Annotated in this window: 15 protein-coding genes; 3 read left to right on the top strand and 12 right to left on the bottom strand. The window is 73.6% G+C overall.

All coding sequences use genetic code 11. The features are described from left to right. The first annotated feature begins 54 nt into the window (after positions 1 to 54). Positions 55 to 591, top strand: a complete 537-nt coding sequence (locus ACZ7GX_RS08985) for a hypothetical protein (RefSeq protein WP_498774475.1) — start codon at positions 55 to 57, stop codon at positions 589 to 591. Here the strand turns inward: ACZ7GX_RS08985 and ACZ7GX_RS08980 are convergent. Together ACZ7GX_RS08980 and ACZ7GX_RS08975 are read right to left on the bottom strand one after the other, a co-directional pair. Continuing rightward, complete coding sequence (locus tag ACZ7GX_RS08980) at positions 588 to 4,145, bottom strand: ATP-dependent helicase (protein ID WP_498774473.1); 3,558 nt, start codon at positions 4,143 to 4,145, stop codon at positions 588 to 590. The two genes, ACZ7GX_RS08985 and ACZ7GX_RS08980, sit on opposite strands and share 4 nt — an antisense overlap. Positions 4,146 to 4,215: 70 nt before the next feature. After that, a complete protein-coding gene (locus ACZ7GX_RS08975; protein WP_498774471.1) occupies positions 4,216 to 7,389 on the bottom strand; it encodes an ATP-dependent helicase in 3,174 nt (1,057 codons plus the stop codon). 273 nt (positions 7,390 to 7,662) lie between these two features. On the opposite strand from ACZ7GX_RS08975, the gene ACZ7GX_RS08970 reads away from it, so the two are divergent. Further along, positions 7,663 to 7,989 carry an MGMT family protein gene (locus ACZ7GX_RS08970; RefSeq protein WP_498774470.1) on the top strand — a complete coding sequence of 109 codons (327 nt, stop codon included), beginning with the start codon at positions 7,663 to 7,665 and terminating at the stop codon, positions 7,987 to 7,989. Here ACZ7GX_RS08970 and ACZ7GX_RS08965 read toward each other — a convergent pair. The 10 genes from ACZ7GX_RS08965 to ACZ7GX_RS08920 all read right to left on the bottom strand — a co-directional run bounded on the left by ACZ7GX_RS08965 (position 7,952) and on the right by ACZ7GX_RS08920 (position 19,975). Beyond that, positions 7,952 to 8,341, bottom strand: a complete 390-nt coding sequence (locus tag ACZ7GX_RS08965) for a tetratricopeptide repeat protein (protein ID WP_498774468.1) — start codon at positions 8,339 to 8,341, stop codon at positions 7,952 to 7,954. The two genes, ACZ7GX_RS08970 and ACZ7GX_RS08965, sit on opposite strands and share 38 nt — an antisense overlap. Next, on the bottom strand, positions 8,338 to 9,300 hold the full coding sequence (locus ACZ7GX_RS08960; RefSeq protein WP_498774466.1) for a pirin family protein: 963 nt from the start codon (positions 9,298 to 9,300) through the stop codon (positions 8,338 to 8,340). The genes ACZ7GX_RS08965 and ACZ7GX_RS08960 overlap by 4 nt, the downstream gene beginning before the upstream one ends. A 147-nt stretch (positions 9,301 to 9,447) precedes the next feature. Next, complete coding sequence (locus ACZ7GX_RS08955) at positions 9,448 to 10,113, bottom strand: sirohydrochlorin chelatase (protein WP_498774464.1); 666 nt, start codon at positions 10,111 to 10,113, stop codon at positions 9,448 to 9,450. After that, complete coding sequence (locus tag ACZ7GX_RS08950; RefSeq protein ID WP_498774462.1) at positions 10,110 to 11,225, bottom strand: uroporphyrinogen-III synthase; 1,116 nt, start codon at positions 11,223 to 11,225, stop codon at positions 10,110 to 10,112. The genes ACZ7GX_RS08955 and ACZ7GX_RS08950 overlap by 4 nt, the downstream gene beginning before the upstream one ends. Next, positions 11,222 to 11,542 carry a nitrite reductase small subunit NirD gene (nirD, locus tag ACZ7GX_RS08945; protein ID WP_498774460.1) on the bottom strand — a complete coding sequence of 107 codons (321 nt, stop codon included), beginning with the start codon at positions 11,540 to 11,542 and terminating at the stop codon, positions 11,222 to 11,224. The genes ACZ7GX_RS08950 and nirD overlap by 4 nt, the downstream gene beginning before the upstream one ends. Beyond that, positions 11,539 to 14,043, bottom strand: coding sequence for a nitrite reductase large subunit NirB (nirB, locus tag ACZ7GX_RS08940; RefSeq protein WP_498774458.1), 2,505 nt, complete (start codon positions 14,041 to 14,043; stop codon positions 11,539 to 11,541). Before nirB ends, nirD begins: the two co-directional genes overlap by 4 nt. Before the next feature lie 119 nt (positions 14,044 to 14,162). Next, positions 14,163 to 15,515 (bottom strand): MFS transporter, encoded by a 1,353-nt coding sequence (locus tag ACZ7GX_RS08935; protein WP_498774456.1) that lies wholly within the window; start codon positions 15,513 to 15,515, stop codon positions 14,163 to 14,165. Positions 15,516 to 15,615: 100 nt separating this feature from the next. Beyond that, a complete protein-coding gene (locus tag ACZ7GX_RS08930) occupies positions 15,616 to 17,058 on the bottom strand; it encodes an FAD-dependent oxidoreductase (RefSeq protein WP_498774454.1) in 1,443 nt (480 codons plus the stop codon). Continuing rightward, positions 17,055 to 19,028 (bottom strand): molybdopterin oxidoreductase family protein, encoded by a 1,974-nt coding sequence (locus ACZ7GX_RS08925; protein ID WP_498774650.1) that lies wholly within the window; start codon positions 19,026 to 19,028, stop codon positions 17,055 to 17,057. The genes ACZ7GX_RS08930 and ACZ7GX_RS08925 overlap by 4 nt, the downstream gene beginning before the upstream one ends. A 152-nt stretch (positions 19,029 to 19,180) precedes the next feature. Next, the gene (locus ACZ7GX_RS08920; RefSeq protein ID WP_498774452.1) at positions 19,181 to 19,975 is read right to left on the bottom strand and encodes a TIGR02569 family protein; all 795 of its coding nucleotides are present in this window, start codon (positions 19,973 to 19,975) and stop codon (positions 19,181 to 19,183) included. Between the two features lie 118 nt (positions 19,976 to 20,093). On the opposite strand from ACZ7GX_RS08920, the gene ACZ7GX_RS08915 reads away from it, so the two are divergent. After that, a complete protein-coding gene (locus ACZ7GX_RS08915) occupies positions 20,094 to 21,080 on the top strand; it encodes a serpin family protein (RefSeq protein ID WP_498774450.1) in 987 nt (328 codons plus the stop codon). Positions 21,081 to 21,084: the final 4 nt, after the last annotated feature.

Raw genomic sequence — 21,084 nt, 5'->3', positions numbered from 1 at the left:
CCAGCGCTGCCGGGGGACTGTCATTGAAACCGCAACCAGTCCTAGGATGCCCGAGTGCAACCGCTCCTCCACCATGCCGCGACGGCGTTGGGTTGGCGCGGCATCGTCGTGCCCGACGTCGCCGTGCTGGGCCATCAGGTGTCAGCCGTCGTGCGGGTTCGTGCCGACGTGCACGAGTGGCGCAGCGCGAACGGCTGGCCGCCGCAGGCCGACCCCTCGTGGTTCCGCTCGTGGTTCGAGCCGGCGGCGCACGACCGGCTCCCCGTGCCCGCCGTCGAGCTGGTCGGTGTGCTGGTGGGTGAGTCCACGGTGGACCGCGCGCTGCAGTCGTGCGGCACGTTGATGACCCTCGCGCCCTGCTCGGTGGTGCTCCCGGCGCCGTTGGGCAAGCAGTCGTGGCCGCTGATCGAGCTGGACTACTACGGCATCGGCGTGGTCGCGGTCGACTCGGCGGGCGCGGCCGAGCTGCTGGTGCCGCCGGAGGACCGGTCGACGGAGTTCGGGCCGTCGCTGTTCGGGCGGTGGCTGCTGGAAGTGCTCTACGACCGGGTGTTGAAGGAAGTGCCCGCGCACGCGCGGGTGAACTCCTAGGCCGGGATCGAGCGGATCAGCGCGCGCAGGCCGTCCGCGTCCAGCAGGTCGGCCGGGCGCAGCGTGTGGTCCTGGCGGACGTAGTGGAACGCCGCGCGCACCTTCTCCACCGGCGTCCCGGTCAACGCCGCCCACGCCAGCCGGTAGGCCGCGAGCTGCACCGACAGCGCGGGCAGGCGGTCGGGCTCCGGCACCGCGCCGGTCTTCCAGTCGACCACCGTCCAGCCGCCGTCGTCGTCGGCGAACACCGCGTCCATCCGGCCGCGCACGGACAGGCCGTCGATCTCCGCCTCGAACGGCACCTCGACGTCGTGGGGCACACGGTCGGCCCACGTACTGGCCAGGAACGCCTCCTGGAGGCGGGTGAGGTCGCTGTCCGGCGCCGCGCCCTCGTCGGCCGCGCCGGGCAGGTCGTCGAGGTCGAACAGGCGGCTCGCGCCGAACCGCTGCTCCAGCCAGGTGTGGAACGCCGTGCCGCGGCGGGCCAGCGGGTTGGGCGGGAACGGCAGGGGACGGCGCAGCCGGCGGGCGAGCAGGTCCGGGTCGGCCGCGAGTTCGACCAGCTGGCTGACCGAGAGGTGCTCGGGCAGGACGACGCGTTCCCGGCGGTCGGCCGCGGCGGCGCGTTCGGCGAGGAGCACGTCGACGTCCCGGGCCCAGCCGTCCGGGTCGTCTTCGGGGTGGTCGGGGAGGACGTCGCGGGCTTCGCCAGGGACTTCGTCGGGGAGGACGTCGTCGTCGGGGGCTTCGTCGGGCAGCGGTGGCTCGAAGTCCGGTTCGGGGACAGGTTCGTGGTCCGGCTCGTGGTCCGGCTCGTGGTCTGGGGGGTCGGGCAGGTCGAAAGGGTCCGGGGGCAGGTCGTCGGCCGGCGGTTCGGGCGGCAGGTCGTGGTCGGGTTCCGCGGGCGGTTCGGGCGGTAGGTCGTACTCGGGTTCCGCGGGTGGGGTGGGCGGCAGGTCGGGGGCGGGCGGTGCGGCCAGGTGGCGGTCCAGGGCGTTCAGGACCAACTCGGCCCCCTCGGCCACGGCGGCGCGGCGCTTGCCCAGCGGGTCGGTCGGCCACTGGGCGGTCTTCGTCTGCGAAGCGAGGGGGTTGGGCTCGTCGTCGGCCGGGCGCGCCGCCCAGTGGGCGATGTCGGCGGGCGGGTGGTCGGCGGCCAGCACCGACTCCCGGATCTCGGTCAGGAACGCCGACGGCCCCTTCGGCTTGTCGCCCGTCTCGCCCCACCAGTGCCCCGACACCAGGAGGCTGTGCTCGGACCGCGTCAGCGCCACGTACAGCAGCCGCCGCTCCTCCACCAGCCGCCGCGCGTCGAAGTCGTCCTCGTGCCCGGCCAGCGCCTCCTCCACCTCCTTGCGGTTGGCGTCGGGCGCGATGCGCAGCTTCGGCAGGTCCTCGGCGTCACCGCGCAGCTCGGCGGGCAGCTCCGCCACCGAGCGCAGCCAGCTCGACGACTTCTTCCGGCCCGGGAACACGTCCTTCACCACGTGCGGCACGGCGACGATGTGCCACTCCAGGCCCTTGGCCGAGTGCATGGTCAGCACCTGCACCCGGTTCTCGGCCACCTCCACCTCGCCGGGTTCCAGACCGTCCTCGGCCTGCTCGGCGGTGTAGAGGTAGTCGAGCAGCGCGGGCAGGGTGGCCGACGGGCTGGCGGCGGCGAAGTCGTTGACCACGTCGGCGAACGCGTCCAGGTGCGCCCGACCGACACCGCCCGGCCGCGCCATCGCCTCGATGTCCAGCAGCAGGGTGCGCTCGACGTCCGCGACCAGCTCGGGCAGCGGCTGGACCAACCGGCGGCGCAACGACGACAGCTCCGCGCCCAGCCGCCGGATCCGCCGGTACCCCTCGGCGGAGTACGCGGTCGGGTCGCCCGGGTCGTCCAGCGCGTCCGCGAGGCCGGCCTGCTCGGAGTGCTCGCCCGGCAACGCGTCCGCGATCACGGCCAGCGGGTCGTTCGCCACCGCCTGCCTGCTCGGCGCGCCCGCCAGCTCACGGGCCCGCGCCCACAGCGCCGCCAGGTCGTACGCGGCGATCCGCCAGCGCGAGCCGGTGAGCAGCCGGGCGGCGGCGGTGCCGGCCAGGGGGTCGACCAGCACGCGCAGGGCGCTGGTCAGGTCGCGCACCTCCGGCTCGTCCAGCAGCCCGCCCAGACCGACGACCTCGACCGGCAGGCCGCGTTCCCGCAGCGCCGCCGCGATGTTCGCCATGTCCGAACGGCGGCGCACCAGCACCGCGGCGGTCGGTGGCTCGTCGCTGCTGTCCAGGTGCTGCTCCCACTGCGCGGCGACCGTGTCGGCCACCCAGTCCAGCTCCTGCCGCACGTCGTCGAACAACGCCACCCGCACGTCACCCGGCCCGGCGCCCTCGCGGGCCCGCAGCTCGTCCACGTCCAGGCCCATCGCGCGCAGCGGCGCGGACACGGCGTTGGCCAGGGCCAGCACCTCCGGCGGGTTGCGGAAGCTGGTGAGCAGGCCGTACTTCCGCGCGGGCGGGAAGTCGTGCACGAACCGGGGCAGGTTCGCCGCCGACGCGCCGCGCCAGCCGTAGATCGCCTGCGCGGGGTCGCCCACCGACGTCACGGGCATCGGCTCGCCCCGCCCGAACAACGACCGCAGCAGCACGCGTTGCGCGTGACCGGTGTCCTGGTACTCGTCCAGCAGCACGGCGCCGTAGCGCTCCCGCTCGCCCCGCACGACCTCCGGGTGCTCGGACGCGAGCCGGGCGGCCAGGGACATCTGGTCGGCGAAGTCCATCGCCGCCTCACGCCGCTTGCGCGCCTGGTAGGCCTCCAGCAGCGGGATCAGGTTGACCCGCAGCCGCTGGGCGCTCACCACGGCCTTCAGCGACTCCGGCAGGCCGTCGCGCTGCCGTGCCGTCTTGGGCGCGTTCTCGATCACCGCGCACAGCCGCTCGGCGTGCCGCCACAGCGTGACCGGGTCGACCAGGTGCTCGCCCAGCTCGCCGGCCAGCGCGAGCAGGTAGCCGGTGACGGTCGCGGGCACCTTGTCGGTGTCCAGGTCGTCGTTCCACGTCGACACGACGCGGTGCGCGAGCTGCCACGCGGCGGTCTCGGTGAGCAGCCGCACGCCCGGCTCCACGGGCAGCCGCAGGCCGTGCTCTCCCACCAGCCGGCCCGCGTACGCGTGGTAGGTCAGGATCACCGGCTCGGTGGTCAGCACCGCGGCCCGCCGTTGGCCGCTGGGGTCGAGCCGGTCCAGCAGCGGCGAGCCGCCGAGCCGGCGCAGCCGCAGCCGCACCCGGTCGGAGAGCTGGCGCGCGGCCTTGCGGGTGAACGTCAGGCCGAGGACCCGGTCGGGGGTGACGAAGCCGTTGGCGACCAGGTACACCACGCGGGCGGCCATCGTCTCGGTCTTGCCGGCGCCGGCACCCGCCACGACCAGCGCGGGCGCGGTGGGCGCGGCGACGACGGCGGCCTGCTCGGGCGTCGGCCTGGGCAGGCCGAGCGCCTCGGCGACCTCGAACGGGCTCGCGAGCGACACCGGCTCACCCGCCACCCGTTCGACCCCGCTCGGCACGACCACGTCCCGCATTCTCCGTGGTCGGGCCCGGCCGGCTTCGGCGACCCGCAGGGCGGGACCGAAATGGCTGGTCAGGACCGCCCTAGTGGCTCACCTGACGACCGGACGCGTGCACCGGGCAGGTGGTGCGGGCCGGGCAGCGATCACAGTCCGCGTTCTCCGTCGCCTGGTAGGACGGCCCGACGCTGGACCCGGCGGCCAACTGCACGGCCTCCAGCCACACCCGCACGCCCTGCTCGTCCAGCGGCACCTGCTCGCGCTCGACCGCGCCGGTCTTGCGGTCCTCCTTGGCCACGTAGAGCAGGCGCGCGCCGCCCGGGTCGGTGCCGAGGCCCAGGTGCGTGAAGCCGCCCAGCGCCGTCGCCAGCTGGTAGACCGCGAGCTGCGGGTGCTCCTGCGCCTTGTCCTTGCTCACCGGGGACTTGCCGGTCTTCACGTCCACCACGACCGGCCGCCCGTCCCGGTCGGTCTCCAGCCGGTCCACCCGGCCGCGCACGCGCAGCTTCGGGCCGTCGTCGGGTCGGGGTATCTCGACGGAGATCTCCTCCTCGACCGCGACCTGGGTGAGCTGGGAGCGGCTGGACGCGAGCCACGCCAGGAACGTGTCGAGCATCCGCTCCACCCGGATCCGCTCGCGGCGGGAGAACCAGGGCGCGCCCGCGTCGACCGCGGCCCACGCCTCGTCCAGCTTGACCCGCAGCTCCTTCTCGTCCGCGCCGGTCGCGGCGGCCTGCGCCAGCGCGTGCACGAGCGTGCCGGTGATCGACGCCAGCTCGGCCGGGTCCTGGCCGCCGTGCCGCTCGACGACCCAGCGCAGCGGGCACTTCGCCAGCGTCTCCACCGTGGACGGCGACACGCTCACCGTGTGCTCCTCGGTCCACAGAGGACTCTCCGTGGTGACGTCCGCCAAGCCGTACCAGGAGTCCGGGTGCGCGCCCGGCACGCCTTCCGCCGCCAACCGGGCCAACTGGACGGCCGCGCGCTCCCGGCGGTCGGCCGGCTCGTCGTCGGAGCACACGACCCGCCGCAGCTCGCCGACCAGCTCGGCCAGCACCAGCCCGCGCTCGGGGGTGAACGTCGGCCGCTCCGGCTCCTCGGTGGACAGCTCCTCGATCTCGTCCAGGAACCGCGACGGCTGCTCGTCCTCCCCGCGCACCGCGCTGACCAGCAACGTCCGCCGGGCCCGGCTCGCCGCGACGAGCAGCAGCCGCCGTTCCTCGGCCAGGATCGGCGCGACCGCGGACGCCGTCTCCGCCGACACGCCCGCGACCACGTCGACCATGCGTTCCACGCCCAGCAGGGACCCGCGCAGCCGCAGGTCGGGCCAGCTGCCCTCCTGCACGCCCGGCACCGCCACGACCGTCCACTCGCGACCGGCGGCGGCGTGCGCGGTCAGCACCGACACCGCTTCGCCGGTGGGCGCGGCGGCGGCCAGCGTGTCGCCGACGATCTCCTGCGCGGCCAGGTAGTCCGCGAAGCCCTCGGCGCCCGAGCCGGGCAGCCGGTCCACGTACTTCGCCGCGGCCTCGAACAGCGCCACGATCGCGTCCAGGTCCCGGTCGGCCTGCATGCCGACGGTGCCGTGCCGCGCGGACTGCGCCACCCAGCGCAGCTCCAGGCCGGTGCTCTGCCACAGCTCCCACAGCACCTGCTCGACGGTCAGGCCGTCCGCGATCCCCTTGCGCGCCTTGCGCAGCAGCCCGCCGATGCGGCGCGCCGGCTGCGCCTCGGCGTCCTCCAGCGCGGCCAGGCGGTCGTCCGACTCGATCACCTCGACCAGCAGCTCGCCGCTCGGCCGGTCACGGCCCGCGGCCAGTTCCAGCCGGCGCAGGCCGCGCCGCAACCGCCGCAGCGCCAACGGGTCCGCGCCGCCCAGCGGTGACGACAGGAGCATCGCGGCGGTGTCCTCGTCGAGGGTGCCGGGCACGGCCGCGCAGCGCAGCAGCGCCAGGAACGGCATCACCGCCGGTTGGCGCGCCAGCGGCAGCTCGTCGCGCGGCACGGCCACCGGGACGCCGGCCGCGAGCAGGGCGCGTTGCAGGACCGGCAGCGATCTGGTCGCCGACCGGGCCACCACGGCCATGTGCGACCACGGGACCTCGTCGATCAGGTGGGCCCGGCGCAGCTGGTCTGCCACCCAGCCCGCCTCCTGCGCGGCGGAGGCGAACAGGCGGACCTGGACGTTGCCCGTGCCGTCGGCCGGCGAGACCTCGCGGGTCGGCGACGCGCCGGGCAGGCGGCCGGCGAGCCTGCCCACCGCGGCCCTGATCTCCGGCGCCATCCGGTAACCCGTGGTGAGCACCACCGCCGGGCCGCCCGCCTGCGACAGCAGGGTCGGATCGGCGCCGCGGAAGGAGAACACGGCCTGGTCGGGGTCGCCCGCGAGGACGAACTCCTGCGCGGCCGCGCCCAGCACGCGGATGAACTCGTGCTGCAACGGGTCGAGGTGCTGCGCGTCGTCGACCAGCAGGTGCCTCACCCGCCGCTGCTCGCCCGCGAGCACGTCCGGTTCGGTCTGGAAGGCGAGCAGCGCGCTGCCGACCAGCTCCGCCGCGTCGAACGAGGGCGCGTGGCCCTGCCCGCTGCTGGCCAGCAGGTTGACCTGCTCGTACTGGGTGGCGAACAGGCCGGCCGCGACCCACTCCTCGCGGGAGTGCCGGCGGCCGAGCTCGGTGAGGTCCTCCGGCGCGAAGCCGCGTTCGGTGGCGCGCAGCATCAGGTCGCGCAGCTCGTGCGCGAACGCGGGCAGCGCGAGGGCGGGCCGGAGGCGTTCCGGCCACTTCGGGGCGCCCATGCTCACGTCGCCGGCGAGCAGTTCGCGCACCACCGCGTCCTGCTCGGGGCCGGACAGCAGGCGGGGCGCGGGTTCGCCTTGGTGGACGGCTTGCGCGCGCAGCACCGCGAAGGCGTACGAGTGCACGGTCCGCACCAGCGGTTCCTGCGTGGTCGGCAGGACGCCGTCGGCGCGGGCGCCGGTCAGCAGGCGGGTGATGTGGGCGCGCATCGCCTCGGCCGCGCGCCGGTTGGGGGTGAGGACGAGCACGTTCTCCGGGTGCACGCCGCCGTGCAGCACCCGGTGCGCCACCACCTCGGCCAGCAACGTCGTCTTGCCCGTGCCGGGGCCGCCGAGCACCCGCAACGGCCCGCCGGAGTGGTCGAGCACGGCGCGTGCGGGCGCGTCCCAGTGGCGCCGGGGCTCCTCCTGCCGCACCCGGCGCACCAGCAACGGCGCCCTGTTCACTGCCACGGGGGTCATGCAATCACAGTGTTGGATTGCGCCGCCTCCGGCGTCGCGGTCGAGGTCGCCTGGAAGTCGACCGTTCGCGCCCTGATTCCCGACGATCGAAAGCGTGATCGCCGGGAATGAGGACGCGAACGATCGACGCGACCTCGCAGTGTGCGCGAGGGGGTGTGTGCGAGGGGTGGGGGGGTGTGCGCGGGTGTGCGCGGGGGGGCGGGGTGTGCGCGGGGGGGCGGGGTGTGCCAGGGGATGCGTGGGGTGTGAGGGGGTGCGTGGAAAGCTGTGTGGGTGGACGAAGAGTTGCACGAGATGGTCCGCGCGGTCGTGCGCAGGATCCCGCGCGGCCGGGTGGCGACGTACGGCGACGTCGCCGACATCGCCCGCGCGCCGTCGCCCCGCCTGGTCGGGCAGGTGCTCAACCAGGACGGGCACGACCTGCCGTGGCACCGGGTGCTGCGCGCCAACGGCACGTGCGCGCCCCACATCGCCGACGAGCAGCTGCAACTGCTGCGCGAGGAGGGCGTGGTGGTCGACGGCGGCAAGGTCGACCTGCGCACGTACCGCTGGGAGGACGCGGTCAAGGAGAAGGCGGACGAGCCTCCGGCCCTGTTCTGACCCGCGCCTCGACCCGGGCCACCTCGGACTCCACCTCGGGGTCCCGGGTGATCGCGGCGGCCAGGCGCAGCTGCGGCAGCGCCTCGGCGTGCCTGCTCTGGCGGCTGAGCGTGCGGCCGAGCAGCAGGCGCGCGTAGCCGTCGGACGGGTCGAGGTCGACCAACGCGGTCAGCACCCGCTCGGCCTTGCCCAGCGCGGCGGACTGGAAGTGCGCCAGCGCGAGTTCGGTCAGCACGGTCCGGTCGGTCGGCACGTGCTCGGCCGCCTCGGCCAGGTAGCGCGCCGCGCCGCTCGGGTCGCCGGACGCGCGGAACATCCGTCCCTTGCGCAGCAGTTCGCGAACGTCGGTCATGACAGCTCCTCGTCCGCCGCGGTGACGTGCGGCACGTGCGTGACGCCCAGTCGCCCGGCTTGGAAGTCTTCGACGGCTTGCAGGATCTCGGCCCGCGTGTTCATCACGAACGGCCCGTAGCGCGCGACCGGCTCGCGCAGCGGCAGCCCGCCCAGCACCAGGACGTCCCACGTCGTGTCGGCCCGCATGGTGAGCGCGGCGCCGTCGTCCTCGAACACGGCCAGCTGCCCCTCGTCGAGCGGGCGGTGGTCGGCGCCGACCGTGCCGCGACCGGACAGGACGTAGACCATCGCGGTGAAGTCCTCCGGCCACGGCAGGGTCAGGTGGGCGTGCGGGCTGAGCGTGGCGTGCAGGTAGGTGATCGGCGTGTGCGTCATGCCGGGGCCCTGGTGCCCCGCCACGTCGCCGGCGATCACGCGGACCAGCGCGCCGCCGTCGTCGCTGGACAGCAGCACGGTGTCGGCCGGGTTGATGTCCTGGTAGCGGGGCGGGGTCCACTTGGCGGCCTTCGGCAGGTTGACCCACAGCTGCACGCCGTGGAACAGCCCGCCCCTGGCCACCAGCTCCTGCGACGGCAGCTCGGAGTGCAGCACGCCGGAACCGGCGGTCATCCACTGCGTGCCACCGTTGGTGATCACCCCGCCGCCACCGGTGGAGTCCCGGTGCTCGAAGACGCCGTCGATCATGTAGGTGACGGTCTCGAAGCCGCGGTGCGGGTGCCAGGGCGCGCCCTTCGCCTCGCCGGGGCCGTACTCGACGGCGCCCATGTGGTCGAGGAGCAGGAACGGGTCCGCGTCGGCGAGCTCCACGCCCGGGAAGGGGCGGCGGACCTGGAAGCCCTCGCCTTCGAGGAACCGCCGCGCCCGCACGACCCGGCGCACGCCGCGCCACTCGGTCGCGGCCTCGGGCAACCGGGGCAGGCGCGGCAGGGTCAGGGTGTCGGCGGTGACGGCGGGCATGACTGCCTCCTCGGACGGTGACCGCCCGGGTTCGGCGGTCTCACCCGCGTCAACCTGGTTGAACCCTCAACTATTCCGCGCCCGTCGTCGCACGCCGCGGGCACCCGAGCGTTCGACTCGGGTGCCCGCGACGTCGGACACGCGCGGTCAGGCGACGTCCTGGAAGCAGCGGGCCTCGTAGTAGCGCAGCAGGACGGCTTCCACCACCCGCAGGTGCGCGCCGATCGGCGCCGCCACGACGGCCGCGCCCGAGTCGGCGACGACGCGGTGGAAGAGGCCGGGGGCCAGCAGCCACGAGGCGACGGCCACCCGCCCGGCCGCGGCGGCGACCACGTCACCGATGCGGGGTTCGGCGGTGGCGGCGTAGCCGATGGTCACCGGGCCGACCCGGCTGGACAGCGCGGTGGCCACGGCCCGCACGTCGGCCAGGGCACGGGGATCGGACGAACCCGCGGCCGCCAGCACCACCGAGTCGCCCGGCGTCCACCCGGCCTCGGTCAGCCGCGCCAGCAGCGCGGGCAGCAGGGCCGGGCCGATCGGGTCCGTGATCACCGCGTCGGGGTGGCCGGACGCCTCGACCTGCGCCGGGATGTCCACCCGGACGTGGTAGCCGGCGGCCAGGAACGCGGGGACCACGACGGCCGGGCCGGAGACGGACTCCAGCACGGAGGTGACGTCGGGCTGCCGCACGTCGGCGTAGGCGACCCGCACGGGCACGCCACCCAGCCGTGCCCGCACCAGGGACGCGATCTCTTCCACGACAACGGCCCCGGCGGGGTCCCGGGTGCCGTGCGCGACGAGGACCAGGGTCATACGGCCACTCCGGCGGGGTCCATGGCCAGGCGGTAGCCGCGCTTCACGACGGTGGCGACCATGCGCGGCTCGCCCAGCGCCGAGCGCAGGCGACCGATGGCGGTCTCCACGGCGTGCTCCTCGCCGCCGCTGGGCAGCGCCGCCAGCAGGTCGCGCCGGGACACCACCCGGCCACGCGCGGCGGCCAGCACCCGCAGCACCGCCATCGGCGCCGGCGGCACGGGGCGCAGTTCGCCGTCCACCACCACGGCCTGGCCGCGCAGTTCGATGTCACGGGCCGCGATCCGCAGCCGCGTCGCCCTGGCGGGCAGTTCCAGCGCCAGCTCACGGGCCAGCGCGCCGATCCGGGCCCGGGCCGGCTGCACGACCGGGACGCCGGCGCCGACGAGCGGCCCGGCGGTGATCGAGCCGACGCCCACCACCAGCACCTCCCGGCGCAGCAACGAGATCAGCTCGGCCTGCTTGCCCATCACCTCCGCCACGCGCAGCACGGAGGCCGCGGCGGGCGCGCTGGTGAACGTGAGCGCGTCCACCTGACCGGCGAGCACGGCCTCCAGCAGCCGTTCCAGCGGCGCCGGGTCGGACGGGCCGGTCCAGCGGTAGACGGGCACCTCGACGACCACGGCGCCCGCCGCGCGCAAGGTCGACGTGAACTCCGGCAACGGCTCGCCGTGCAGCTGCACGGCGATGCGCTGACCGGCCACGCCGGCCCGCAGCAGGTGGTCGAGCAGCTCGGCGTTGCTCTCGCCCTCCGGCGACCACGTCTCCACCAACCCGGCGGCACGCACCGCTCCCCGCGCCTTCGGCCCCCGAGCCAGCACCCGCGCCCCGGACAGCCGCGAGAGCAGGCGCGCGCCGAGCCCCCAGCCCTCCGCGGCCTCCACCCAGCCGCGGAAGCCGATGCCGGTGGTCGCCACCACGACGTCCACCGGTTCCTCCACCACGGCCCTGGTCGCGGCCAGCAGCTCCGCGTCGTCGGGCAGCGGCACGATCCGGATGGCGGGACCGTGCAGCACGGTCGCGCCCTTGCGCTCCAGCAGGGCGCCGAGCTCGTCGGCCCGCCGGGCGGCGGTCACACCGACCGTGTACCCGGCCAGCGGGGCGGCGTTCACGGTGACCCGACCTGGATGACGCCGTCGGCCACGACCACGGGGTGCACCGGCACGCCGGTCGAGGGGTCGTCCAGGCACTTGCCGGTGGAGAGCTCGAACGCCTGCTTGTACACCGGCGACACCACGACGGGCACGCCGCCGCGGTCGCCCACGATGCCGCGCGACATCACGGCCGCGCCGCTGAACGGGTCGATGTTGCCCAGCGCGTGCACGGTCCCGGCCGAGGTGAGGAACACCGCCACCTGGGAACCGTCGGGCAGCAGCGCCGCCACCCCCTGGTCGGGGCGCAGGGCGCTCAACTCGCACACGGGTGTCATCGGGAAACCTCCGCCTGGCCGACAGTGGGAACGCCCAACAGGACCGGCACCTTCTGGCCGCGCTCCTCGCGGAACGTGATCGTCGGGTCGGGCGTGCCGGGCGCGTTGACGAACGAGGTGAAGCGGGACAGCTTCTCCGGGTCCTCCAGCACACCGCGCCACTCGTCGGCGTAGTTGTCCACGTGCTTGGCCATCGCGGCTTCCAGGTCGGCGCAGATGCCGAGGCTGTCGTCGACGATGACGTCGCGCAGGTGGTCAAGCCCGCCTTCCAGCGACTCGATCCACGTCGAGGTGCGCTGCAACCGGTCCGCGGTCCGGATGTAGAACATCAGGAACCGGTCGATCAGCTTGATCAGGGTCTCGGTGTCCACATCGGACGCGATCAGGTCGGCGTGGCGCGGGGTGAAGCCGCCGTTGCCGCCGACGTAGAGGTTCCAGCCGTTCTCGGTCGCGATGATGCCGAAGTCCTTGCCGCGCGCCTCGGCGCACTCGCGCGCGCAGCCGGACACGGCGGACTTGAGCTTGTGCGGCGACCGCAGGCCGCGGTAGCGCAGCTCCAGCGCGATGGCCAGCGACACGGAGTCCTGCACGCCGTAGCGGCACCACGTGGTGCCGACGCACGACTTCACCGTGCGCAGCGCCTTGCCGTAGGCGTGCCCGGACTCGAAACCGGCGTCCACCAGGCGCTTCCAGATCAGCGGGAGCTGGTCGACGGTCGCGCCGAACAGGTCGATCCGCTGCCCGCCGGTGATCTTGGTGTAGAGGCCGAAGTCGCGGGCGACCTCGCCGATGACGATCAGCTTCTCCGGCGTGATCTCGCCGCCGGGGATGCGCGGCACGACCGAGTAGGTGCCGTTGCGCTGCATGTTGGCCAGGAAGCGGTCGTTGGTGTCCTGCAGCGTGGCCTGCTCGCCCTCCAGCACGTGCCCGTTGTCCAGCGACGCGAGGATCGAGGCGACGGCGGGCTTGCAGATGTCGCAGCCGTGGCCGCGACCGTGCCGGGAGACCAGCTCGGAGAAGGTGGTGACGCCGGTGGAGCGGACGATCTCGAACAGCTCGGCGCGGGACTGGTCGAAGTGCTCGCACAGCGCCTTGGACTGCTCGACGCCGCACTCGGAGAGCAGCTTCTTCAGCATCGGCACGCACGAGCCGCAGCCGGTGCCGGCCTTGGTGCAGGACTTGATGCCCGGCACGTCGACGGCCTCGCCGGAGTTGACCACGTCCACGATCTGCTGCTTGGTGACCGCGTGGCACGAGCACACCTGCGCGTCGTGCGGCAGGGTCAGCTCGACGCCGCCCTCCGGCCCGATCAGCGCGACCGGGTCGCCGGGCACGGGCCTGCCGACCAGCGGCCGCAGCGACATGTACTTGGACGCGTCGCCGACGAGGATGCCGCCGAGCAGGGTCTTCGCGTCGTCGGACACCACGACCTTGGCGTAGGTGCCGGCCACGGCGTCGTTGACGACGACCTCCAGCGCGCCCTCCTCCTTGGCGTGCGCGTCGCCGAACGAGGCCACGTCCACGCCGAGGAGCTTGAGCTTGGTGGACATGTCGGCGCCCGGGAACTCCGCGGCGCCGCCGAGCAGGCGGTCGGCGACCACCTCGGCCATGGAGTAGCCCGGCGCGACCAGGCCGTAGACCATGCCGTCGAGGTTGGCGCACTCGCCGATGGCGTAGATGTGCTCGTCGGAGGTGCGGCACGCCTTGTCCACGACGATGCCGCCGCGCTCGCCGACGGTGAGGCCGAACGAGCGGGCCAGCTCGTCGCGCGGCCGGATGCCCGCGGAGAACACCACGACGTCCAGGTCCAGCTCGACGCCGTTGGACAGCTTGGCGATGAGCCGCCCGCGGTCCTGCTCGATGGAGGACGCGGACGTGCCGGTGTGCACGGTCAGGTCCAGCTTCTCGACCAGGCGCTTGAGCAGGCCGCCGCCACCCTCGTCCACCTGCAGCGGCATCAGCCGCGGGCCGAGCTCGACCACGTGCGGCGAGATGCCCATGCCGCGCAGCGCGTTCGCCGCCTCCAGGCCGAGCAGGCCGCCGCCGAGCACCATGCCCGCGTGCCGGCCCGCCGCGCGCGCCGACTCGACCGTGGCGCGGATGCCGTCCAGGTCGTCGATGGTGCGGTAGACGTGGCACCCCGGCAGGTCGCGGCCGGGCACCGGCGGCACGAACGGCACCGAGCCGGTGGCCAGGACCAGCGCGTCGTAGGGCTGCACCCGGCCCTTGGCGGTGCGCACGACCTTGTTGTCGCGGTCGAGGTGCACCACCTTGTCGTCCAGGTGCAGCTCGACCGCGTCGTCGTCGTGCGGCGCGAGGCTCAGCGACCCGGCGTCCCAGTTGTCCACGTAGGACGACAGCGCGACCCGGTCGTAGGCCGGACGGGTCTCCTCGGCGAACACGACGATCCGCCACTGACCGGTCACGTCCTTCTCGCGGAGGGCCTCCACGAGCCGGTGACCGACCATGCCGTGACCGACCACCACCAGCGTTCGCGTCATGGGACCAATCCCTTCTTCCGCCCAGGTCAATGCTCACCGGGCACCGTGTCGTGCCAAGGTCGCGAATGTTGCGCAGGCGTTAAAGCAGCCTCACGCCGCACTTCAGAGGGTTGTGTGCGTCACACGCCGGCGTAGGCGAGGCTCGGCACGCGCGCGAACACCCGTCGCCGCATGTAGAACCACCAGGTGGTGGCCATGCAGAGGCCGTAGAACACCAGGAACGCGGTGAGCGCGGGCGCCAGCGTCTTGCTGCCCTCGAGCGAGAACTTGAACACCAGGTTGACCAGCACGCCGCCGAACGCGCCGATCGCGCCCGCGATGCCGACCACGGCCGCGGCCTGCCGCTTGGCCGAGCGCATGTCCTCCGTCTGCGCGGCGAAGATCGCCGGGATCATCCGGTAGGTCGAGCCGTTGCCCACGCCGGCCAGCACGAACAGGGCGATGAACGAGCCGAAGAACAGCGCGAAGCTGCGGATCTCGATGCTGACCAGCAGGCTGACGGTGCCGGCGGCCAGGCCCAGGAACACCGCCATGGTCATCCGCGCGCCGCCGAACCGGTCGGCGAGCCACCCGCCGAACGGCCTGCTCACCGAGCCGATGAGGGCGCCGAGGAAGGCGAGGCCGACGAAGCTCTTGTAGTCGACGAAGCTCAGCTTGATCAGCGACGGGAACGCGAACGAGAAGCCGATGAACGAGCCGAACGTGCCGATGTACAGGAACGACATCACCCACGTGTGCTTGTTCGACATCGCCTTCTTGTACGACGAGCCGTCCGGCTTGGCCTGGGTGAGGCTGTCCATCAGGAACCACGCGCACACCGAGGCGACGATGATGAACGGCATCCAGAACAGCGCCGCGTAGGCCAGGTTGATGCCGGTGCCGAGGGAGATGATGATCGGCACGACGAGCTGCACCATGGCCACGCCGAGGTTGCCGCCCGCCGCGTTGAGCCCGAGCGCCAGGCCCTTCTTGCCCTCCGGGTAGAAGAACGAGATGTTCGCCATCGAGGACGAGAAGTTGCCGCCGCCGAAGCCCATCGCGGCCGACGTGAGCAGGAAGAACCAGTACGGCGTGCCGGGGTTGCTCACCGCGATCGCCAGCATCGTGGTGGGGATCAGCAGCAGGCCGGCGCTGATCGTGGTCCACGCCCGCCCGCCGAACTTCGGCACCGCGAACGTGTAGGGGATGCGCAGCACCGCGCCGACCAGGTTCGGCACGATGAGCAGCCAGAACGTCTGGCCGACGCTGAAGCTGAAGCCGACGGAGCCCAGGCTCACGACCACGATGCTCATCAGGCTCCACACCGTGAAGCCCAGGTTCTCCGCCAGGATCGAGAAGACCAGGTTCTTGCGGGCGACCTTCTTGCCGGTCGTCTCCCAGAACGACGGGTCCTCCGGCTCCCAGTGCTCGATCCACCGACCACCGCGTTTGGCCTGAGGCGCAACGCCCTTGGTCTCCATCACCGTGCTCATTGGACCCTCCTGGACACCGATTTCCCGTTGCAGGAACCGTAAGAACGGTCCGTTACCCCGACGTTCGGACAGGTGTCGTCGGCGGCAACTCCCGCGCACATCAAGCGGATTGGGGCTGTGAGGCCGCGAGCCAGTCGACGATCCCGCACACCGCGTCCTTGCAGCCCCCACAGCCCGTGCTGGCCCGCGTGACCTCGGCGATCGAGGACAACGTCGTCGCGCCGCCGCGCCAGGCGCTGACCAGTTGGCCCTTGCTGACCGTGTTGCACCGGCACACCACCGCGGACGCGGGCAGGTCGGCGGGGCTGGCCTCGTTCTCGGCGGGCAGCGCGCGGCCCAGCAGCAGCGCGAGCCGGTCGGTCGGCGCGGGCAGGCCGCGGTCGAACAGCTGGGTGATGGCCGCCGCCGCGTCCGGCGCGCCGAGCACGATCGCGCCGGTGACCTTGTCGTCGCGCAGCACGAGCTTGGCGTACCGGCCACGCGCCGGGTCCTGGAAGCACAGCACCTCGTCGTCGACCGAGTCGACGCTCACGTGCACGTCGCCCAACGCGGCCAGGTCGACGTCGCGGGCCTTGAGCCTGGTCACGACGGTGGTGCCGGAGTAGCGGGCGGCGGGCGCGACGCCGGTGAGCCGGTCGGCGAGCACGGCCGCCTGCTCCCACGCGGGCTGCACCAGGCCGGACACCGTGCCGACGTGCTGGGCGCAGTCACCGATGGCGTGCACGCGGGGGTCGCTGGTGCGCAGCGCGTCGTCCACGAGGATGCCCCGGTCGACCTCGATGTCCGCTTCCTCGGCCAGCGAGGTCTCCGCGCGCACGCCCGCCGAGACGACGACCAGGTCCGCGGGCACGTGCGTGCCGTCGTCGAGCTCCAGCCCGTCGCCCGGCACGTACCTGGTGGCCAGCACGCCGAGCCGGAACTCGATGCCCAGGCCGTTCAACGTGGTGGCGAGCACCCGACCCGCGCCCGCGTCGAGCTGCCGTTCCATCAGGTGCTTGACGGGGTGCACCACGGTGACCAGGCAGCCCCGGCCGGCCAGGCCGCGCGCGGCCTCCAGCCCGAGCAGGCCGCCGCCGAGCACCGCGACCGGCGTGCCGGGCGAGGCCTTGGCCACGATCTCGGCGCAGTCGTCCAGCGAGCGGAACGCCACCGCGCCGGACGCGAGGTCGCCGTTGCCGTCGAGCAGGCCGGGCGTCGGCGGCACCCACGACCGCGAGCCCGTGGCCAGCACCAACGCGTCGTAGGGCACCTCGGTGTCGTCGACGTGCACGACCCGGCGGGTCCGGTCGATCTTGCTGACCGTGCCGCCGAGCCGCAGGTCGACGTGGTGCTTGGCGGCCCAGTCGGCGTCGTGCAGCCGCACCGCGTCGGGCGTCAGCGACCCGGCGACCACGCTGGACAGCAGCACCCGGTTGTACGCGTGGTGCGCCTCGTCGCCCAGCACGGTCACCGAGACGCGTTCCGCCTTCGGGTCGCGGCGGCGGATCTCGTCGGCCAGCCGGGCGCCGGCCATGCCGTAGCCCACGATGACAACGTTCCTCATAGCGACTCCAATCGGACCGCGCACACCTTGAACTCGGGCATCCGGCTGGTCGGGTCCAGCACCGGGTTGGTCAGCAGGTTGGCCCGGCCCTCGCCCGCGTAGTGGAAGGGCAGGAACACGACGTCGATCCGCATCGACGCCACGCAGCGCACCCGCGCCACGGTCCGGCCGCGCCGCGAGACGACGGACGCCATCCCGCCGTCGCGCAGGCCCGCCCTGGTCGCGGTGTCCGGGTGGACCTCCACGTACGCCTCGGGCTCGGCCTCGTTCAGCTCGGGCACCAGCCGGGTCTGCGCGCCGGACTGGTAGTGCTGGAGCACCCGGCCGGTGGTCGCCTGCAACGGGTAGTCGGCGTCGGGCACCTCCGCGGGTCCGCGGTGCTCGACGGGCACGAACCTGGCCAGGCCGTCGGCGTGCGCGAAGCGGTCGAGGAAGTTGCGCGGCGTGCTCTCCCGGACCACGGGCCAGTGCAGGGCCTCGCCCTGGCGCAGGCGCTCGTAGGTCACGCCGGAGTAGTCGGCGGCGCCGCCCTTCGACGCCTGCCGGAGCTCCTCGAACACCACCTCGGGCTCGGTCGGGAACCGCTCGGCGGGCTGGCCGAGGCGGGTCGCCAGGCCGCGCAGCACGTCCAGGTCGCTGCGCACGCCCTCCGGCGGCGCCACGGCCACCTGGCGCAGCAGGACGCGGCCCTCGAGGTTGGTCATCGTGCCGCTCTCCTCGGCCCACTGCGTGACCGGCAGTACGACGTCGGCGACCGCGGCCGTCTCCGACAGCACCAGGTCGGCCACGACCAGCAGGTCCAGCGCCTTGAGCCGGTCGGCGACGTGCTGCGAGCGCGGCGCGGAGACGATCACGTTGCTGCCGAACACCAGCAGCGCCTTGGGGCCGTTCGGCTGCCCGAGCGCGTCGAGGAGCTCGTAGGCCGAGCGGCCCGGTCCGGGCAGGTCGTCCACGCCCCAGACGTCCATGACGTGCGCGCGGGCCGCCGGGTCGTCGATCTTGCGGTAGCCGGGCAGCTGGTCGGCCTTCTGCCCGTGCTCGCGCCCGCCCTGGCCGTTGCCCTGGCCGGTGAGGCAGCCGTAGCCGGAGTACTTCCGGCCGGGCAGGCCCAGCGCCAGCGCCAGGTTGATCCACGCCGACACGGTGTCCGCGCCGCTGGCGTGCTGCTCGGTGCCGCGGCCGGTGAGGACGAAGGCGTTGTGCGCCTCGGCCAGGATCCGCACCGCCGCCCGCTGGTCGGCGACCGGCACGCCGGTGACCCGCTCGACCCGTTCCGGCCACCACGTCGCCGCGATGCGCCACGCGTCGTCGAAGCCGGTGGTGCGCTCGGCCACGTACTCCTTGTCCAGGTAGCCGTCGGCCACGGCGGTGTGCAGCAGGCCGAGCGCCAGCGCGAGGTCCGTGCCGGGCGCGGGCTGCAGGTGCAGGGTGGCCAGCTCGGCGGTGGGCGTGCGCCGGGGGTCGATGACGATCAGCTCGGCGTTCTTGAGGTGCTGAACGAACGGCGGCATGGTCTCCGCCGGGTTGCCGCCGACCAGCAGGATCGCGTCCGCGCGGTCGAGGTCGGTGACCGGGAACGGCATGCCCCGGTCGAGCCCGAACGCCTTCAGGCCCGCCGCCGCCGCGCTCGACATGCAGAACCGGCCGTTGTAGTCGATCTGCGAGGTGCCCAGCGCGACCCGGGCGAACTTGCCGAGCAGGTAGGACTTCTCGTTGGTCAGCCCGCCGCCGCCGAACACGCCGACCGAGTCCGGCCCGTGGGTCGCGCGGAGGTCCGCGAGCTTGGCCGCGACCAGGTCCAGCGCCTCGTCCCAGGTGGCCTCCCGCAGCTCGCCGTCCCGGCGGACCAGCGGCGTGGTGAGCCGGTGGGGCGAGGTCAGCAGCTCGGCCGACGTCCAGCCCTTCTGGCACAGCCCGCCTCGGTTGGTCGGGAACTCCCGCGGCGACACCTTGCCGTTCTCGATGGACATCGCGCACTGCAGCGCGCAGTACGGGCAGTGCGTGTCGATGCTCGCGGAGGCGGTCACGAGCCCGACGGTAAGAAGCCGCTGTTAACGGCAGAACGTGGAATGTTTCGTCCACGGGAACTTCACAGCTCAGGGATCGCGCGGTGAGGGTGAGTTCACAGCAGGTCGACGACGAGCGCCGCCGTCCGCTCCAGTCCCACGAGAGATTGTCTGCTCGAACGGGGGTGCAGCGCGTGGACCGCGAGGCGGAACAGGGTCGCCCGCAGGAGGATTTGCGGCCACTCGTCCAGGTGCGCCCAGCGCTGGAGCAGACCGTGATCCGCGCCACCCCAGGACAGCGCGTCGACCACGACCACGGCCGCGCCGTAGGGCGCAGGGCGCCAGTAGGCGGCGAAGTCGATGATCGCCGGGGCGGCGTCGCCCGCGAACAGCACGTTGCCGAACAGGTCGCCGTGGACCACCTGCGGCTTGAGCGCGACGGGCTTGCGGTAGCCGGCGGTCAGGTCGAACAGCCGCCCGCCGAGGTCGGGGTCGAGGTCGGCCTTCTCCTCGTCCCACGCGCAGCGGTCGGCGGTGGCGAACAGGTCGACCCGCGCGTCCAGGAACCGGGGCCTGGGCAGCTCGGCGGTCGCCCGGTGGAGCTTCACGGCCACGTCCACGACCTCGTCGTGCCGCGGCTCGGCCCGGCCCGAGAGGTACTTGGTCGCCGCCCAGCCGCCGACCACGTAGCGGCCGTCGGTGGAGCGCAACGGCCTGGCCACGCGCACGTTGTCGACGTCGAGCGCGTCGAGGGTCTTGGCCACCCAGGTGGCCTCGGCCGGCTTGCCCGCGGGCCGGATCGCCGCGTCGCCGCACCGCCACACCGGGCCGCCGTCGATCAACTCCGGCTCGGCGTCGCGCGCGCCGAACGCCGCGCGCACGTGCGACGGTGGCGGCTCCGGAGTGGTCACGGCCGGCACGCTACCTGCACCGGGCCTTCCGTTGGTGGACCTCGGGCGTTCGAACACGTGGTGTCCACGCATTCGGCCTAACCGCATAATTGCGGTCTCGATTGGGGGGATTTGCGCTGTGACCGAAGCCACGCACGCCGCTTTCGCGCTCGCCCTGCTCCGGGCGCTGCCCGAGGGCGACCGCTGCTGGTCGCCGTTTTCCGTGGCCGCGGCCCTGTGCCGGGCCGCGGACGTGGCCGGCGAGGACACCGCGCCCGCCGTGGCCGACGTGCTGCGCGCCGACGTCGACCGGACGGCGAAGCTGCTCGCCGTCGCGGCCGACGAGCCCGCCGTGACTTCGGCCGACACCATCTGGGTCGACCCGACCGCGCCGGCGGTGGAGCACCCGGACGTGCGGCGGCTCGTGCTGGACGAGCACGCGCACGTCGTGATCAACGAGGCGGTGCGCGAGCTGACCCGCGGCCTGGTCCGGCAGGCCGTTCCGCCCGGGGCGATCACGCCCGGCGCCCTCGCCGTCCTGGTCAACGCGCTGCACGCGAAGGGCGCGTGGGTGGAGGAGTTCCCCGAGGACGACACGCGGCCCCGCAAGTTCCGGACGCCGTCGGGCAAGCGGATGGTGCCGACGATGCGCCGGGTCGGCACGTTCGGCCACGCCGCGCGGCACGGCTGGCAGTCCGTGCTGATCCCGTGCGAGGAGGCGTTGGACGTCGTCGCCCTGCTGCCCGACCAGCCTTTGGCGACGGCCGAACTCGACGGGGAGGCGCTCGCCGACCTGATCACCGGGGTCCGGTTCACCGAGGTCGACCTGTACCTGCCCAAGGTGGCCCTGGAGGCGGCCACGGAACTCGTGGAGCCGCTGCGCGCGCTCGGGGCGGGGCCGCTGTTCGACTCGTGGCTGCTGGTGGAGCAGGTGCTGCACCAGGCGAAGCTCACGCTCGACGAGCGCGGGGTCGAGGGCGCCGCGGCCACGACGATGATCGCCGCCATGGGGTGGCACGACCCCGAGGAGGCCTTGGTGGTGCGGTTCGACCGGCCGTTCCTGCTGGCCGTGCGCCACCGGCGCACGGGCCTGCTGCTGTTCCTGGCCGAGGTGACCGAGCCGTGAGCGC

This window comes from Actinosynnema sp. NPDC037264, from assembly GCF_055603705.1.
This window is presented reverse-complemented; position numbering and strand designations above follow the sequence as displayed.

Bases quoted from the DNA above. Each gene is read 5' to 3' on its own strand.
- ACZ7GX_RS08975 (WP_498774471.1), bottom strand. From the start codon at position 7,389: ATGACCCCCGTGGCAGTGAACAGGGCGCCGTTGCTGGTGCGCCGGGTG.
- ACZ7GX_RS08930 (WP_498774454.1), bottom strand. From the start codon at position 17,058: ATGAGGAACGTTGTCATCGTGGGCTACGGCATGGCCGGCGCCCGGCTG.
- ACZ7GX_RS08935 (WP_498774456.1), bottom strand. From the start codon at position 15,515: ATGAGCACGGTGATGGAGACCAAGGGCGTTGCGCCTCAGGCCAAACGC.
- ACZ7GX_RS08965 (WP_498774468.1), bottom strand. From the start codon at position 8,341: ATGACCGACGTTCGCGAACTGCTGCGCAAGGGACGGATGTTCCGCGCG.
- ACZ7GX_RS08960 (WP_498774466.1), bottom strand. From the start codon at position 9,300: ATGCCCGCCGTCACCGCCGACACCCTGACCCTGCCGCGCCTGCCCCGG.
- ACZ7GX_RS08955 (WP_498774464.1), bottom strand. From the start codon at position 10,113: ATGACCCTGGTCCTCGTCGCGCACGGCACCCGGGACCCCGCCGGGGCC.
- ACZ7GX_RS08925 (WP_498774650.1), bottom strand. From the start codon at position 19,028: ATGTCCATCGAGAACGGCAAGGTGTCGCCGCGGGAGTTCCCGACCAAC.
- ACZ7GX_RS08980 (WP_498774473.1), bottom strand. From the start codon at position 4,145: ATGCGGGACGTGGTCGTGCCGAGCGGGGTCGAACGGGTGGCGGGTGAG.
- nirB (WP_498774458.1), bottom strand. From the start codon at position 14,043: ATGACGCGAACGCTGGTGGTGGTCGGTCACGGCATGGTCGGTCACCGG.
- nirD (WP_498774460.1), bottom strand. From the start codon at position 11,542: ATGACACCCGTGTGCGAGTTGAGCGCCCTGCGCCCCGACCAGGGGGTG.